The organism is Streptomyces sp. NPDC085596 (assembly GCF_044541565.1).
Lineage (GTDB): Bacteria > Actinomycetota > Actinomycetes > Streptomycetales > Streptomycetaceae > Streptomyces.
Map to the genome: position 1 here is coordinate 221562 of NZ_JBITTC010000009.1, position 16071 is coordinate 237632.

The 16071-nt window shown below is 71.8% G+C and carries 15 protein-coding genes; 1 reads left to right on the forward strand and 14 read right to left on the reverse strand.

Translation table 11 applies throughout. From position 1 onward, the window contains the following. Positions 1-42: 42 nt before the first annotated feature. The 5 genes from ilvC to ACIGA3_RS25230 form a co-directional block, all read right to left on the reverse strand. Complete coding sequence (gene ilvC / locus ACIGA3_RS25210) at positions 43-1041, reverse strand: ketol-acid reductoisomerase (protein ID WP_399719746.1); 999 nt, start codon at positions 1039-1041, stop codon at positions 43-45. Positions 1042-1151: 110 nt separating this feature from the next. Further along, a complete protein-coding gene (ilvN, locus tag ACIGA3_RS25215) occupies positions 1152-1676 on the reverse strand; it encodes an acetolactate synthase small subunit (protein WP_161189469.1) in 525 nt (174 codons plus the stop codon). Between the two features lie 39 nt (positions 1677-1715). Continuing rightward, a complete protein-coding gene (locus ACIGA3_RS25220; protein WP_399719749.1) occupies positions 1716-3566 on the reverse strand; it encodes an acetolactate synthase large subunit in 1851 nt (616 codons plus the stop codon). A gap of 252 nt (positions 3567-3818) precedes the next feature. After that, a complete protein-coding gene (locus tag ACIGA3_RS25225; RefSeq protein ID WP_399719917.1) occupies positions 3819-6857 on the reverse strand; it encodes a putative bifunctional diguanylate cyclase/phosphodiesterase in 3039 nt (1012 codons plus the stop codon). Positions 6858-7230: 373 nt separating this feature from the next. After that, positions 7231-8175, reverse strand: a complete 945-nt coding sequence (locus ACIGA3_RS25230) for a 2-hydroxyacid dehydrogenase (protein ID WP_399719752.1) — start codon at positions 8173-8175, stop codon at positions 7231-7233. A gap of 75 nt (positions 8176-8250) precedes the next feature. On the opposite strand from ACIGA3_RS25230, the gene ACIGA3_RS25235 reads away from it, so the two are divergent. Further along, positions 8251-9411, forward strand: a complete 1161-nt coding sequence (locus ACIGA3_RS25235; RefSeq protein ID WP_399719755.1) for a PQQ-dependent sugar dehydrogenase — start codon at positions 8251-8253, stop codon at positions 9409-9411. 34 nt (positions 9412-9445) lie between these two features. Here the strand turns inward: ACIGA3_RS25235 and ACIGA3_RS25240 are convergent, their stop codons facing one another. From ACIGA3_RS25240 to ACIGA3_RS25280, 9 genes are all read right to left on the reverse strand, one after another. Further along, complete coding sequence (locus tag ACIGA3_RS25240; protein ID WP_399719757.1) at positions 9446-10003, reverse strand: hypothetical protein; 558 nt, start codon at positions 10001-10003, stop codon at positions 9446-9448. 35 nt (positions 10004-10038) lie between these two features. Beyond that, on the reverse strand, positions 10039-10614 hold the full coding sequence (locus ACIGA3_RS25245; RefSeq protein ID WP_399719760.1) for a GNAT family N-acetyltransferase: 576 nt from the start codon (positions 10612-10614) through the stop codon (positions 10039-10041). Positions 10615-10671: 57 nt separating this feature from the next. Then, complete coding sequence (locus tag ACIGA3_RS25250; protein ID WP_399719763.1) at positions 10672-11034, reverse strand: hypothetical protein; 363 nt, start codon at positions 11032-11034, stop codon at positions 10672-10674. Positions 11035-11148: 114 nt separating this feature from the next. After that, positions 11149-12663: an Asp-tRNA(Asn)/Glu-tRNA(Gln) amidotransferase subunit GatB gene (gene gatB / locus ACIGA3_RS25255; RefSeq protein WP_399719766.1), complete on the reverse strand. Its 1515-nt coding sequence runs from the start codon at positions 12661-12663 to the stop codon at positions 11149-11151. A 16-nt stretch (positions 12664-12679) separates the two neighbouring features. Then, positions 12680-12919, reverse strand: a complete 240-nt coding sequence (locus tag ACIGA3_RS25260) for a hypothetical protein (protein WP_217461720.1) — start codon at positions 12917-12919, stop codon at positions 12680-12682. Beyond that, positions 12916-14409, reverse strand: a complete 1494-nt coding sequence (gene gatA / locus ACIGA3_RS25265) for an Asp-tRNA(Asn)/Glu-tRNA(Gln) amidotransferase subunit GatA (RefSeq protein ID WP_399719769.1) — start codon at positions 14407-14409, stop codon at positions 12916-12918. Before gatA ends, ACIGA3_RS25260 begins: the two co-directional genes overlap by 4 nt. Before the next feature lie 6 nt (positions 14410-14415). Then, complete coding sequence (gene gatC, locus ACIGA3_RS25270) at positions 14416-14712, reverse strand: Asp-tRNA(Asn)/Glu-tRNA(Gln) amidotransferase subunit GatC (protein ID WP_018544665.1); 297 nt, start codon at positions 14710-14712, stop codon at positions 14416-14418. 114 nt (positions 14713-14826) lie between these two features. Then, positions 14827-15279, reverse strand: a complete 453-nt coding sequence (locus ACIGA3_RS25275; RefSeq protein ID WP_399719773.1) for a DUF2269 family protein — start codon at positions 15277-15279, stop codon at positions 14827-14829. Between the two features lies 1 nt (position 15280). Then, the gene (locus ACIGA3_RS25280) at positions 15281-15970 is read right to left on the reverse strand and encodes a DJ-1/PfpI family protein (protein WP_399719775.1); all 690 of its coding nucleotides are present in this window, start codon (positions 15968-15970) and stop codon (positions 15281-15283) included. Positions 15971-16071 lie beyond the last annotated feature (101 nt).

The following is a 16071-nucleotide window of genomic DNA, read 5'->3' on the forward strand; positions in this document are numbered from 1 at the left end:
CGGCACCCCGCCAAGGGGTGCCGCCGCCGGCCGCCTTCGGGCTCACGCCTCTTCGTCGACCCAGGACATCAGCTTGCGCAGCTGCTTGCCGGTGGTCTCCAGCAGGTGCTCGGAGTCCTGGTCCTTGTACTCGTTGTACTTCTTCAGACCGCCGTGGTACTCGTCCATCCAGTTCTTGGCGAAGGTGCCGTCCTGGATCTCGGCGAGGACCTTCTTCATCTCGGCCTTGGTGGCGTCGGTGATGATGCGCGGGCCGGTGACGTAGTCGCCCCACTCGGCGGTCTCGGAGATGGACCAGCGCATCTTCTCCAGGCCGCCCTCGTACATGAGGTCCACGATCAGCTTCAGCTCGTGCAGGCACTCGAAGTAGGCGATCTCGGGCTGGTACCCGGCCTCGGTCAGGGTCTCGAAGCCCGCCTTGACCAGGGCGGCGGTGCCGCCGCAGAGCACGGCCTGCTCACCGAACAGGTCGGTCTCGGTCTCCTCGGTGAAGGTGGTCTTGATGACACCGGCACGGGTGCCGCCGATGGCCTTGGCGTACGACAGGGCCAGCGGGAAGGCGTTGCCGGAGGCGTCCTGCTCGACCGCGACGATGCAGGGCACGCCGCGCCCCTCCTCGTACTGGCGGCGGACCAGGTGGCCGGGACCCTTGGGGGCGACCATGCAGACGTCGACCTCGGCCGGGGGCTTGATGAAGCCGAAGCGGATGTTGAAGCCGTGGCCGAAGAACAGCGCGTCGCCGTCCTTCAGGTTCGGGGCGATGGACTCCTCGTAGACCTGGGCCTGGAGCGGGTCCGGGACCAGGATCATGATGACGTCGGCCTCGGCGGCGGCCTCGGCCGCGGTGACCACGCGCAGGCCCTGCTCCTCGGCCTTGGCACGGGACTTGGAGGTCTCGGGCAGACCGACTCGGACGTCGACGCCCGAGTCCCGCAGCGACAGGGCGTGGGCGTGGCCCTGGCTGCCGTAGCCGATGACCGCGACCTTGCGGCCCTGGATGATGGACAGGTCGGCGTCGGCGTCGTAGAACAGCTCGGCCACTGGTTCTCTCCTTGAGGTGCGGGTGCTGCGTCCCACCGTATTGCGGTGGGGGGACGGAAGGTTTCGGGGTCTCGGTATCCGGTCGCCGGGCGGGGCGGCCGGGCCGGGGCTCACGCCGTGCGGTCGAGGGCGCGCAGCGAGCGGTCGGTGATGGAGCGGGAGCCGCGTCCGATGGCGATGGTGCCGGACTGCACCAGCTCCTTGATGCCGAAGGGTTCCAGCATCTTCAGCATCGCGGACAGCTTGTCGCCGGAGCCGGTGGCCTCGATGGTGACGGCCTCCGGGGAGACGTCGACGGTCTTGGCGCGGAACAGCTGGACGATCTCCACGATCTGGGACCGGGTCTCGTTGTCCGCGCGGACCTTCACCAGAACGAGTTCACGCTGGACGGCCTGACCGGGCTCCAGCTCGACGATCTTCAGCACGTTGACGAGCTTGTTGAGCTGCTTGGTCACCTGCTCCAGCGGCAGGTCCTCGACGTTCACCACGATGGTGATGCGGGAGATGTCGGCGTGCTCGGTGACGCCCACCGCGAGCGAGTCGATGTTGAAGCCGCGCCGGGAGAAGAGGGCGGCGATCCGGGCGAGGATGCCCGGTGTGTTCTCCACCAGGACGGAGAGCGTGTGCTTGGACATGTCGTGGTCTCTCTCGGTCTCTCTCGCTCGAATCCTCGGTCAGTCCTGGTCGCTGTCGCCGAAGTCGGGGCGCACGCCCCGCGCGGCCATGACCTCGTCGTTGGAGGTCCCGGCGGCGACCATCGGCCACACCATCGCGTCCTCGTGGACGATGAAGTCGACGACGACCGGGCGGTCGTTGATCGCGTTGGCCTCCTCGATGACCTTGTCCAGGTCCTCGGGGCGCTCGCAGCGGATGGCGTGGCAGCCCATCGCCTCGGACAGCTTGACGAAGTCGGGGACGCGGGTGCCGGCGCTGGGGCCCGTGGCTCCGTCGGGGCCGGAGTGCAGGACGGTGTTGGAGTAGCGCTGGTTGTAGAACAGGGTCTGCCACTGGCGGACCATGCCGAGGGCGCCGTTGTTGATGATGGCGACCTTGATCGGGATGTTGTTCAGGGCGCAGGTGGTCAGTTCCTGATTGGTCATCTGGAAGCAGCCGTCGCCGTCGATCGCCCAGACCGTGCGGCCGGGCCGGCCGGCCTTGGCGCCCATCGCGGCCGGGACCGCGTACCCCATGGTTCCGGCGCCGCCGGAGTTGAGCCAGGTCGCGGGCTGCTCGTACTGGATGAAGTGGGCGGCCCACATCTGGTGCTGGCCGACGCCCGCCGCGAAGATCGTGTCCTCGGGGGCGAGCTGGCCGATGCGCTCGATGACCGCCTGCGGGGAGAGCGAACCGTCCTCGGGCGTCTCGTAGCCGAGCGGGTAGGTCTCCCGCCAGCGGTTCAGGTCGCTCCACCAGGCGGTGTGGTCGCCGCGGTGGCCCTCGCTGTGCTCCTTCTGCACGGCCTGGATCAGGTCGGCGAGCACCTCACGGGCGTCCCCGACGATCGGCACGTCGGCCTCGCGGTTCTTGCCGATCTCGGCCGGGTCGATGTCGGCGTGCACGATCTTGGCGTACGGCGCGAAGCTGTCCAGCCTGCCGGTGACACGGTCGTCGAAGCGGGCCCCCAGGGCGACGATCAGGTCGGCCTTCTGCAGGGCGGTGACGGCGGTGACCGAGCCGTGCATGCCGGGCATGCCCACGTGCTGCGGGTGGCTGTCGGGGAAGGCGCCGAGTGCCATCAGGGTGGTGGTGACCGGGGCGCCGGTCAGCTCGGCGAGGACCTTCAGCTCGGCGGTGGCGCCGGCCTTGAGCACGCCGCCGCCGACATAGAGGACGGGGCGCTTGGCCGCGGTGATCAGCTTGGCGGCCTCGCGGATCTGCTTGGCGTGCGGCTTGGTCACCGGGCGGTAGCCGGGCAGGTCCATGGCGGGCGGCCAGGAGAAGGTCGTCCGCGTCTGGAGCACGTCCTTCGGAATGTCGACGAGGACCGGGCCGGGGCGGCCGGTCGAGGCGATGTGGAACGCCTCCGCGATCGTCTTCGGGATGTCCTCGGCCTTGGTGACCAGGAAGCTGTGCTTGGTGATCGGCATGGAGATGCCGACGATGTCCGCCTCCTGGAAGGCGTCCGTACCGATCGCCTTGGAGACGACCTGGCCGGTGATCGCGACCAGCGGCACCGAGTCCATGTTCGCGTCGGCGATCGGGGTGACCAGGTTGGTGGCGCCGGGGCCCGAAGTCGCCATGCAGACGCCGACCTTGCCGGTCGCCTGTGCGTACCCGGTGGCCGCGTGGCCCGCGCCCTGTTCATGACGGACGAGCACATGGCGCACCCGCTGGGAGTCCATCAGCGGGTCGTACGCGGGAAGGATCGTCCCCCCGGGAATGCCGAATACCGTGTCGACCCCGACCTCCTCGAGCGAGCGGATGAGGGACTGCGCGCCCGAGACGTGCTCGACGGGGGCGGAGTGCTGTCCTCCGGATCGGGGCCGCGGCTGCGGATGGTGGGCCCCGGTGGCCTGCTCGGTCATCGGCTTCTCTTCTCGAGCTTGAGGGTCTTTGCGAAGTTTGAGCGGTATGGAAGCGGAACGGGGGGCGCACGAGGGGTCACTCGTGCAACAAAAAACCCCTCGTGCCGCAAGGCAAGCGAGGGGAGCGCGCCGGGGAGGTCGCTGGGTATTGCGGACGATGTCCGGTCAGGGCCCAGTTCAGCCGACGCGCTTTCCAAGTACGAGAATTCGGGTGCGCATGGCTCTGACCCTCCCCCCGGCGCGCATCATGTGTCAAGTGGGTGGGACAGCCGTCTCATCATGTGAGCGGAGCGCAGTGGCGCCGAAGACGGTGGACATGCTCCCGGAGTACAGCCCGGCGCCCTTCCCGGCGAAGACCGGCTCGGCGGGGGCGTGCGGCACCGGGAAGCGGCCGGAAGCGAGCGCCCGGCGCAGCCGGTACTCGTCCACCGGCCCGGCGAACGCCATGCCCTGGCCGTGGGTGCAGCCCATGGCGCGCAGCGCGACGACCTGTTCCGGCAGGTCGACGCCCTCGGCGACGGACTGGAGGCCGAGGTCGCCCGCGATGCGCAGCAGCCCACTGGTGATCTTGTGCAGCCGGGCGGACTCCACGACGCCCTCGATCAGCCCGCGGTCGAGCTTGAGGATGTCCACGGGGAGTCTGCGCAGTGCCGTGATGGCCGCGTAGCCGCTGCCGAAGCCGTCGAGCGCGATCCGTACCCCGAGGCGGCTGAGCGCGGTCAGGCGCCGCTCCAGCTCGTCCAGGGAGATCCGCGGGTCGGTGCCGGACACTTCGATGATCAGCGCGCCGGGGGGCAGCCCGTGCCGGGTCAGCAGCGCCTCGATGGAGCCCAGCGGCAGCGAGCGGTCCAGCAGCCGCCGGGCGCTCATCCGGACGGCCACCGGGACGACGAGGCCGCCCGCGGCCCGCTCGGCGGCCTGCTCGACCGCTTCCTGGAGTATCCAGCGCTCCAGCTCCGCCGTGCGGTCGCCGTCCTCGGCCACGCGCAGGAACTCGGCCGGGGTGAACAGCACGCCCTGGGCCGAGCGCCAGCGCGCGTGGGTGGCGACCGAGGCGATCCGGCCGCCGGCGAGGCAGACCACCGGCTGGTGCAGCAGCGCGAACTCGCCCTCGTGCAGCGCGGCGCGCAGCCGCCCGGCCAGCTCGGCCTTGCGGACGACGTCCTGCTGCATCTGCGGTTTGTACAGCTCCACGCGGCCCTTGCCGCCGGCCTTGGCGCGGTACATCGCGAGGTCGGCGTTGCGCAGCAGCTCGCCCGCGCCGAGACCGGGTTCGGCGAAGGAGACGCCGATGGAGGCGTTGACCCGGACATCGTTGCCGTCGATGGCGTAGGGCTGGGAGAGGGTCATTCTGAGCCGGTCGGCCAGCTCCAGGATGTGCCGCTCGCGGGCGGCGCGGTCGCGGGTGCCGTCGCCGGTGATCAGGGCCGCGAACTCGTCGCCGCCGAGCCGGGATGCGGTGTCCCCCTGGCGGACGGAGTCCTGGAGTCTGCGGGCGGCCTGGATCAGCAGCTCGTCCCCGGCCTGGTGGCCGATGGTGTCGTTGACGGCCTTGAAGCCGTCGAGGTCGATGAAGAGCACGGCGGTGCCGCGCAGGGCGGCGCCCCGGTCGGTGGCCCGGCGCCCGGACAGGGCCTGCTGGACGCGCCGGGTGAACAGCGCGCGGTTGGGCAGGTCGGTGAGCGGGTCGTGCTCGGCGTTGTGCTGGAGCTGGGCCTGGAGCCGTACCCGCTCGGTCACGTCGCGGCTGTTGAAGATCAGGCCGCCGTGGTGGCGGTTGACGGTGGACTCCACGTTGAGCCAGCCGTCCCCGCTCCCGGCTTCGCTCGGGCGGGAGGTGCCCCCACCGCCGGAGCGGAAGCGGCACTCGATACGGGTGGTGGGTTCGTCCAGCGGGTCGGCGGCCAGGAAGCGGCGCACCTCGTGCACCACGCAGCCCAGGTCCTCGGGGTGGATCAGGGCGGCCAGTTCGGTGCCGATCAGGGCCTCGGCGCTGCTGCCGTAGACCCCGGCGGCGGCCGGGGAGACGTAGCGCAGCACACCGTTGGGCGCGGCGATCATGATGACGTCGCTGGAGCCCTGCACCAGGGAGCGGAAGTGGTTCTCCTTCTGCGCCAGTTCCTGGGTGAGGGTGATGTTGTCCAGCAGCATGATGCCCTGGCGGATGACGAGGGCCAGCACCACGGCGCCCGCGGTGATCAGCACCACGTGGTCGGGCCGGCGCCCGTTGAGCACGTTGTACAGGATGCCCAGGGTGCAGACGGCGGCGGCGAGGTACGGGGTGAGGGCGGCGAGGGAGCCGGTGAGCGGCCGCCCGGCCGGGTACCGGTGGCTCTCCGTGCCCGGCGGATGCTGCTGGGCGGTGACCGGGCCGCGCTGGCCCGGCACATGCTCGTGCACGACGCGGGTGTGCCCGTCGGACGCGCCCCGGTCGCTCTCGCGCCCCCTGGGGGCGGCCCAGGGGGCGTAGGCGAGCAGCAGGGAGCCCGCGAACCAGCCCGCGTCCAGCAGCTGCCCGGAGCGGTAACTGCTGTGCAGCAGCGGGGAGGTGAACAGCGCGTCGCACATCACGGTGAGCGCGAGGGCGCCGATCGCGGTGTTGACGGCGGTGCGGTTGCCCGGACTGCGCCTGAAGTGCAGCGCGAGCACCATGCTGACCAGCACGATGTCGAGCAGCGGGTAGGCCAGCGAGAGGGCGGTGTGCTCGACGCTCGGCCCGTCGATCCGGGCGGTCTGGGCGAGCGCGAGGCTCCAGGAGAGGGTGAGCAGCGAGCCGCCGATGAGCCAGGCGTCCAGCGTGAGACAGATCCAGCCGGCCCGGCTCACGGGGCGTTTGGCGAGGACCAGCAGGCCCACGATGGCGGGCGGCGCGAAGCAGAGGAAGAACAGGTCGGCATAGCTCGGGCTGGGCACGGTACGGCCGAGGACGACCTCGTACCACCCCCAGACCGCGTTGCCGAGGGCGGCCATCGCGGAGGAGAGGGCGAAGAGCAGCCAGGCGGGCCGGAAGCGGACGCGGCGGCTGCGGGCGTAGAGGAAGCAGGAGACGGCGGCGGTGCCGGCCGCCGCGCTGAGCCCGAAGTCGCCCATGAACAGCGCGAGTTGCTGATTGCCCCAGTCGAAGGCCGAGCCGATGCCGTAGGCCGCGCAGATCACGGCGAGGGCGAGCTGCTGGGTCAGGCGTGATCCGTCGCCGGGTGCCGGCGGCCGGGTCGGGGGCGTGCGGACGGGCTGCTGTGGCGCGCGGGGCGCCCCGTCGGGCGCGGTCGTGGTCGCCGGCGGCGCGTTCACCGCGCCCTCCCGGTGCGGGCCGCGCCGGGGACCCTCGAGGGCCGGTGCGGATGCCTCCGCCGGGCGCCCGGCCGGGGGTGCGGACTGTGCCGGCTCATGTGCCGCTCGCGCCTGCGCGCGGTCGTGCGCCAGGGTCGCCGTCGGCGGCTCCGCCGCGTCGGATCGTTCGTCCATAGGCCGTGCATCGCCCGTCGCCCCCCTCACAGAGCTGACATGTCCATCCCCGGCGCCGACCGGTCGGCGGCGCACCCCTGTCGGGACGATACACCAGGATCGTCACTCAGGGACATAGCTTCTCTACTCTCCGTGACGACCAGCGACTATGCGGGCACACCCCGCGCCCGTGGAGTCGCGGAGGGTACCGAAAAGCGGCTCACGCCCCGGTGGTCAGGACCACGTTCCGCAGTGGCTCATGGTTCACGAACCGGGTCAACTGGTCCACCAGGAGTCGCTCCGCGCGCGGCCGGAACGCCGAACTGGGGCCGCCCACATGCGGGGTGATCAGTACGCCAGGCGCCCGCCACAGCGGATGGCCCGGCGGCAAAGGCTCGGGGTCGGTGACGTCGAGGGCGGCGGTGAGCCGTCCGCTCGCCAGCTCGCCGAGCAGGGCTTCGGTGTCGACCACGGGCCCGCGTGCGACGTTGACGAGGAGGGCGCCGTCCTTCATGCGGGCGAGGAAGCCGGCGTCGACCAGGCCCCGCGTCTCGTCGGTGAGGGGCGTGGAGAGGATCACCACGTCGGCTTCCGGGAGCAGGGCGGGCAGTTCGGTGAACGGATGCACGCCCCCGCGCGCGGTGGTGCGCCCGGAGCGCGCCACCCGGGTCACGCGCTCCACTTCGAAGGGCGCGAGCCGGTCCTCGATGGCCGAGCCGATGGCGCCGTAGCCGACGATGAGGACGGTCCGGTCGGCGAGAGCGGGCCGGAAGTCGCCTTGCCAGCGCTCGTCGTCCTGGGCCCGGACGAACCCCGGAACGCCGCGCAGCGAGGCCAGGGTGAGGGTGAGGGCCAGCTCGGCGGTGCTGGTCTCGTGCACCCCGCGCGCGTTGCAGAGCCGCACACCGGGGGCGACCAGGGAGAGGTTGGCGGTGATGTCGTCCACGCCCGCGGTGAGCGTCTGGATCACGCGCAGGCCGGTCATGGCTTCCAGCGGGCGCACCTTCACGGGCTCGCGCCGCATGTACGGCACCACGTACACCGCGCAGTCCGCCGGATCGCCGGGGAACTCCCGCTGCTCGCCGTCCCAGAACAGGTAGTTCGGGCCCTCGGGGAGGCCCCGGATCTCCTCGGGCGGGAGGGGCAGCCAGACGTCTTGGGTCATGGCGAGGAGGCTAGTTCACGGGACTGCGCGCCTCTGGTGGGGTAGCAGTGTCGGTGCGACCCCTCCGAAGGGACCTTGACCGTGCGATGCCGAACCGTGCCCGCCGTACTCACCGCGACCGCGCTGCTGCTGGCGGCCGGCTGCTCCTCCGGCCGGGACCAGCCCGGCGACGGCCGGGGTTCCCCCTCCGAGGGCACGGTGACGGGTGTGGCCCCGTCCCGCTCCGAGACCGGCCCGCCCGCCAAGGGCTCGGTGACGGTGCTGCGTACGGTCGCCGAGGGCCTGAAGACGCCCTGGGGGCTGGCCCCGCTGCCGGACGGGAACGCTCTGGTCTCCTCCCGCGACGACGCCACCCTCACCCGGATCGACGCCAAGACGGGCGAGAAGACGGTGGCGGGCCGGATCTCCGGGGTCGAACCGGCCGGTGAGGGCGGCCTGCTGGGCATCGCCCTCTCCCCCGGCTTCGCCTCTGACCACATGGTCTACGCCTACTTCACCTCCGCCTCCGACAACCGCGTCGTCCGGGTGCGGTACGACGAGAAGCGGGCGGCCGGTGATCAACTGGGCGCCCCGGACACGGTGTTCAAGGGCATCCCCAAGGGCCACATCCACAACGGCGGCCGGATCGCCTTCGGCCCGGACGGCATGCTGTACGTGGGCACCGGCGAGAGCGGCAGCAGCGGGCTCGCCCCCGACAAGAAGTCCCTGGGCGGCAAGATCCTCCGGATCACCCCGGAGGGCGAACCGGCGCCGGGCAACCCCTTCGGCCGCTCCCCCGTGTACTCCTACGGCCACCGCAATGTGCAGGGTCTGGCCTGGGACGCCCAGCAGCGGCTGTTCGCCTCGGAGTTCGGGCAGGACACCTGGGACGAGCTGAACGCGATCAAGCCCGGCGGCGACTACGGCTGGCCCGGCACCGAGGGCCGGGGCACCGACGGGCGCTTCCAGAACCCCCTGGCCCAGTGGCACACCGACGAGGCGTCCCCGAGCGGTATCGCCTATGTGGACGGTGTGATCTGGATGGCCGGGCTCCGGGGCGAGCGGCTGTGGCGCATCCCGCTGCGCTCGACCTCGGCGGCGGCCCCGCCGCAGGCGTTCTGGGACGGCGAGTACGGCCGGCTGCGCACGGTGGCCCCGGCCGGGAAGGACCGGCTGTGGGTGCTGACGAGCAACACCGACGGCCGCGGCAACCCCAAGAAGGGCGACGACCGTCTGCTGGAGGTACGGGTCCGCTGACGGGGGCGGTGCGGCACCGCCCCCGTTCGTGCGGTCAGCCCGCCGAGGGCAGGCCGAGCAGCGCGTCGGAGTACTTCAGCGCGGCCAGCAGCAGGCCGACGACGCCGAGCGCGACACCGCCCCAGGCGACCGACTTGATCCAGGGGGCCTGCGGCCGTCCCGGCGCGCCGAACGCGGGCCGGGCGAGCACGGCCACGCCCACGACCAGCGCGGCCACCGCGAAGAGGCCGGCCCACAGGGCGGTGGCGTGCCAGGCGTCGCCGTAGACCGCCTTGATCTGCTGGGCGACGTTCGCCTGGGACGAGGTCTTGAGCTGGCCCATGAGCTGGGCGCGGGCCGAGGCGACGGTGCCGATCCAGCCGCCGTTGAGCGAGACCAGGCCGAGCGCGGCGGACACCACGGCTCCGGCGCCCTGGCCGACCCCGGACGGGCGGCGCGGCTCGGTGCCGGCCGCCTCCTCACCGGTCTCGTGCTGCTCGGGTGCCTGGGCTTCCTCGGTCACGGCTTCCTCGGTCACGGCGGTCTCGGCCGCCGTCTCGTCGTGCTGCGCGCCGGTCTCGGACCCGGCGCCTTCCGCTGTCTTCGTAGCCATGCCCGGCACCGTACGGAGGGAGTCTGAGAGGCGTCTTAACGCCCGCTGTGCGCGGCGCCTTCACGGGCCGCGCGCCACTCGGGTGCCAGAACGGCCCAGATCTCGGTGTCGGTGCGCACGCCGCGGTGCGGGTAGTTCTCGCGGAGCACGCCCTCGCGGCTCATGCCCAGGCGCCGGGCCACGTTGATGCTGGGCTGGTTGGCCGAGGATGCGTGCCACTCCACGCGGTGCATGCCGCGCTCACCGAAGGCCCAGTCCAGCAGGATCTCCATGCCCCGCGTGACGAGCCCGCGCCCGCCCGCCTCGGGTATGAGCCAGCAGCCCGCTTCGGCGACGCCGGTCCCGGTGTCCCACAGCCGGAACATCAGGCCGCCTACGAGCCTGCCGTCCAGCCAGATGCCGTGCAGGCTGCCGGTGTCGGTGCCGCGCTTGTCGGCGTACCCCTTCAGGAAGGCGCGGGCGCCGTCCAGGTCGGGCACCACGTCCGGCAGGCCGACATGGCGCCCGATGAACTCGCGCTCACCGTCGATGTTGGCGAAGAGTTCCGCCGCGTGCCAGACCTCCAGAGGGCGCAGTTCGGCGCCGTCCTCGCCCAGTGATGTCGCGTACATCGTGCTGTGGTTCCTTCCGCAGTTCCCGGCCGTGGCCGGTCCGAGCCTTTCACGGGCTCAGTCGAACTGATCACCGAGGGCCATGATCATCGTCCCGGCTATCAGCAGCCACAGGGCGCGGCGGGTGCGGCCCCGCGCGCCGAGGACGGCGGCGGCCGCGCACACGGCGGCGCCCGTGGCGTACGCGGCGGGCACCAGGGCCGGGGCGGGGCCGGACAGCCGGAGCAGGGCGGCGGCCACACCGGCGAGGGTGAGCAGGGCGCCGGTGCCGGTGGCGAGCCAGCGGGCGCGGCGGGCCTCGTCGTAGAACTCGGCCGCTTCGTCGTGCTCTGCGACGGCCTGCGCGCCCTCGGTGGGTTCCGTCCGTTCCGCCTCCTCGGCCTCGGCGGGTCCGGCGACGGAATCGGTACGTCCACTCATGGCGGGCGAGCGTAGCGCCTCCGCCTCCGGGGTCTCGCCGCGCCCCCGGGAAACGGGACGTGGCCCCGGAGGACGAACCTCCGGGGCCACGTTCGGTGCGGGTCAGCGCGGGACTCAGCCCTCGCTCACGCCCAGCCGGTCGAGGATCAGCTCCTTGACGCGGGCGGCGTCGGCCTGGCCACGGGTGGCCTTCATGACCGCGCCGACCAGCGCGCCGGCCGCCGCCACCTTGCCGCCACGGATCTTGTCCGCGATGGCCGGGTTGCCGGCGATGGCCTCGTCGACGGCGGTGGTCAGCGCACCCTCGTCGGAGACGACCTTCAGGCCGCGCTTCTCCACGACCTCGTCCGGAGTGCCCTCACCGGCGAGGACGCCCTCGATGACCTGCCGGGCCAGCTTGTCGTTCAGGTCACCCTTCACGACCAGCTCGGTGACGCGGGCGACCTGGGCCGGAGTGATGGCCAGCTCGTCCAGCGCCGTGCCCGACTCGTTGGCGCTGCGCGCCAGCTCGCCCATCCACCACTTGCGGGCGGAGGCCGCGTCGGCACCGGCGTCGATGGTGGCGACGATCAGGTCCAGCGCGCCCGCGTTGGTGATCGACTGCATGTCGGTGGCCGAGATGCCCCACTCCGCCAGCAGGCGGGTACGGCGGGCCAGCGGCAGCTCGGGCAGCGCGGCGCGGATCTCCTCGACCCACTCGCGCGAGGGCGCCACCGGGACGAGGTCGGGCTCCGGGAAGTACCGGTAGTCCTCGGCCTCCTCCTTCACGCGGCCCGAGGTCGTGGACCCCGTGTCCTCGTGGAAGTGGCGGGTCTCCTGGATGATCGTGCCGCCGCCGTCGAGCACGGCCGCGTGGCGCATGATCTCGAAGCGGGCGGCGCGCTCGACCGAGCGCAGCGAGTTGACGTTCTTCGTCTCGGAGCGCGTACCGAACTTGGCCCGGCCGTGCGGACGCAGCGACAGGTTCACGTCGCAGCGCATCTGGCCCATCTCCATCCGCGCGTCGGAGACACCGAGGGCCCGGATGACCTCGCGCAGCTCGCGGACGTAGGCGCGCGCGACCTCGGGGGCCCGCTCGCCCGCGCCCTCGATGGGCTTGGTGACGATCTCGATGAGCGGGATGCCGGCGCGGTTGTAGTCCAGCAGGGAGTGGGACGCGCCGTGGATACGGCCGGTGGCGCCGCCGACGTGCGTCGACTTGCCGGTGTCCTCCTCCATGTGGGCGCGCTCGATCTCCACGCGGAAGGTCTCGCCGTCCTCCAGCTGTACGTCGAGGTAGCCGTCGAAGGCGATCGGCTCGTCGTACTGGGAGGTCTGGAAGTTCTTCGGCATGTCCGGATAGAAGTAGTTCTTCCGGGCGAAGCGGCACCACTCGGCGATCGAGCAGTTCAGCGCGAGGCCGATCTTGATCGCGGACTCGACGCCGGTCGCGTTGACGACCGGGAGCGCGCCGGGCATGCCGAGGCACACCGGGCAGGTCTGCGAGTTGGGCTCGGCGCCCAGCTCGGTCGAACAGCCGCAGAACATCTTGGTGTTGGTGCCGAGTTCGACATGGACCTCAAGGCCCATGACGGGGTCGTACGAGGACAGCGCGTCCTCGTACGACACCAGGTCGGTCGTGGTGGTCACGGTGAAAACTTCCCTCTCAGCCCAGCAGGACGTCGTCGTCGCCCAGCCGCTTCAGCTCGCGGTAGAGGATGGCGAGGCCGGTGACGATGGCGACGGCGGACGCGGCGGCGTCGATCAGGCGCAGGGTGTCGCGCTCCGACCGGGCCTTCTTGATCTGCTTGGCCACGCCGACCGCGCTGAACGCGGTTCCGGCCATGGACAGGTACGTGCCGGACCTCGACTGCTTGAAGCCCTTGGCCTTGTTCAGTGCGCTCACAGCGACGGTGCCTCCTCGATCAGCGGGTGACCCCACTTTTCCACGAAGGCGGCCTCGACGGCGGCGCCGACCTTGTACAGCCTGTCGTCCTTCAGCGCCGGGGCGATGATCTGGAGGCCGACGGGGAGGTTGTCCTCCGGGGCGAGACCGCACGGCAGCGACATGGCGGCGTTGCCCGCGAGGTTCGTCGGGATGGTGCACAGGTCCGCGAGGTACATCGCCATCGGGTCGTCGGCGCGCTCACCGATCGCGAAGGCGGTCGTCGGGGTCGTCGGGGAGACGATCACGTCGACCTGCTCGAACGCCTTCTCGAAGTCCCGCGTGATGAGGGTGCGGACCTTCTGCGCGGAGCCGTAGTAGGCGTCGTAGTAGCCGCTGGAGAGGGCGTACGTGCCGAGCATGATGCGGCGCTTGACCTCGTCGCCGAAGCCGGCCTCACGGGTGAGGGAGGTGACCTCCTCGGCCGAGTGGGTGCCGTCGTCGCCGGTGCGGCGGCCGTAGCGCAGGCCGTCGAAGCGGGCGAGGTTGGACGAGCACTCGGACGGCGCGATCAGGTAGTACGCCGACAGGGCGAGGTCGAAGGACGGGCAGTCCAGCTCGACGATCTCGGCGCCCAGCTCCTTCAGCAGCTCGACGGACTCGTCGAAGCGCTGGATGACACCGGCCTGGTAGCCCTCGCCGCGGAACTGCTTGACGACGCCGATCCGCATGCCCGCGACCGAGCCGTTGCGCGCGGCCTCGACGACCGGCGGTACGGGTGCGTCGATGGAGGTGGAGTCCAGCGGGTCGTGGCCCGCGATGACCTCGTGCAGCAGCGCCGCGTCCAGGACCGTGCGGGCGCAGGGGCCGCCCTGGTCCAGGGAGGAGGAGAAGGCGACCATGCCGTAGCGGGAGACCGAGCCGTAGGTCGGCTTGACGCCGACCGTGCCGGTGACGGCGGCCGGCTGGCGGATGGAGCCGCCGGTGTCGGTGCCGATGGCGAGCGGAGCCTCGTAGGAGGCGAGCGCGGCGGAGGAGCCGCCGCCGGAGCCGCCGGGGATCTTGGTGAGGTCCCAGGGGTTGCCGGTCGGGCCGTAGGCGCTGTTCTCGGTGGAGGACCCCATGGCGAACTCGTCCATGTTGGTCTTGCCGAGGATGACGACGTCGGCGTCCTTCAGACGCTTGGTGAGCGTCGCGTCGTACGGCGGAATCCAGCCCTCGAGGATCTTGGAGCCGACGGTGGTCGGGATGCCCTCGGTGGTGAAGATGTCCTTGAGCGCGAGCGGGACGCCGGCCAGCGGGCCGAGCTTCTCGCCGCGGGCGCGCTTGGCGTCCACCGCGCGGGCCTGGGCGAGGGCGCCCTCGCGGTCGACGTGCAGGAAGGCGTGCACCTTCTCGTCGACCGCGTCGATGCGCGCGAGGTGGGCCTCGGTGACCTCGACGGCCGTCAGCTCGCCGGAGGCGATCTTCCCGGCGATCTCGGCGGCCGTGAGCTTGATGATGTCGGTCATGACTTCTTAGTCCTCCCCCAGGATCTGCGGCACCTTGAAACGCTGCTGCTCCTGGGCGGGGGCGCCGGAGAGCGCCTGCGCGGGGGTGAGCGAGGGACGGACCTCGTCCGCCCGCATGACGTTCGTCAGCGGGAGCGGGTGGGAGGTCGGCGGTACGTCTTGGTCGGCGACCTCGCTGACGCGGGCGACCGCGCCGATGATGTCGTCGAGCTGGCCCGCGAAGTGGTCGAGCTCTTCGGGCTTCAGCTCCAGACGCGCCAGCCGGGCGAGGTGGGCGACCTCCTCGCGCGTGATGCCAGGCATGCAGCGATCCTCTGGGGTGAGTGTGTGTGCTTTGGGCCCAATCCTATGGGGCACGGACCGTCGGCCGTTAAACGGTTTCCCGGCGGGGCCGTCCGTACCCGCGCCGGAGACGGCTCAGGCTCCTGTGGTGGAGCCCGGACGGACGATCATCAGGACGGTGACCGTGGCCCACAGCAGGTTGAAGACGCCGGTGAGCATGGCGAGGCGGGCGGCGGGGTTCGGTGCCTCGGGGGCGGCCTCGAGCGCGGCTTCCTGGGCGGGCAGGATCAGCAGGCCCAGGACGGCGGCGGCCACGGCGGTCAGGACGATCGAGGTGATCAGCCAGCCGCTGCCGAGCACACCGAGATTCCGCGCCGTGGCGAACCCGAAGACGGGGACCGCGACGCCGACGGCCGCGTAGACCCGGCAGATGCGGTGCAGCGTCCGGAGGCCCGCGAGAGCCTCCTGGTCACCCGGATCGCGGTGGGCGCCGCGCAGCGCCCTAGGGAACATGCTCGCGGCGACGGCGACCGGACCGATCGCCAGTAGGGCGGCCAGGACGTGGATGGAGAGAAGCAGCTTCGTCATGTCAGACGCCGACGGGAGTCTGGCCCTGGTGGCGCCAGACGGTGCCGCGGCGTTCATGGGCGAACAGGTCTTCGACGGCGTGTGCGATCCGGGGGCCCACCTCGCGCTCCAGCAGGTAGAGGCCGAGGTCGAGTCCGGAGGTGACGCCCGCGCCGGTGACGAGGTCGCCGTCGTCGACGACTCGGGCGCGCACCGCGTGGACGCCGGTGGCGTCGAGCAGGTCCAGGCCCAGGTGGTTGGTGGTGGCGTGGCGGCCCTTCAGCAGCCCGGCCATGGCCAGGACGAGGGTGCCGCCGCACACCGCGCCGACCGTCACCCGCGGGTTCTCCATCGCTGCCGCCAGCAGTGCGGGCAGCCCGGTGGTCAGCGTGCGGCCCAGCAGTACGGGGATGAGCTCGTCCTGCCGCCGCTCCCCGCCGCCCACCTCCTCGGCGGGCACCTCGCCGGGCTCGCCGACCCGGCCCGAGGCGCCCGGCACCAGAATCAGCCCCGCCCGCGCGGGATCGAGCGCGGCGGTGGCCCGCAGCGTCAGGCCCCCGGTGCCGCTGACCACCTCGCGCGGCCCTTCGGCGGAGACCAGTTCCACGCTCACCCCGCCGTCGCAGGCGAGGCCGCCGGCGTACAGCACCTCGTAGGGGGCGATGACGTCGAGTGGATCGAAGCCGTCGAACAGGACGATCTGGGCGTGCATGGAGGGGTCCTTCGGGTGGGTGAGGTCCGGTCCGCGCCGGGTTCGCTCCGACGCTATTCGGGTGCCCGCCCCTCGCCCAGTGGCATTGATGACACACTCCA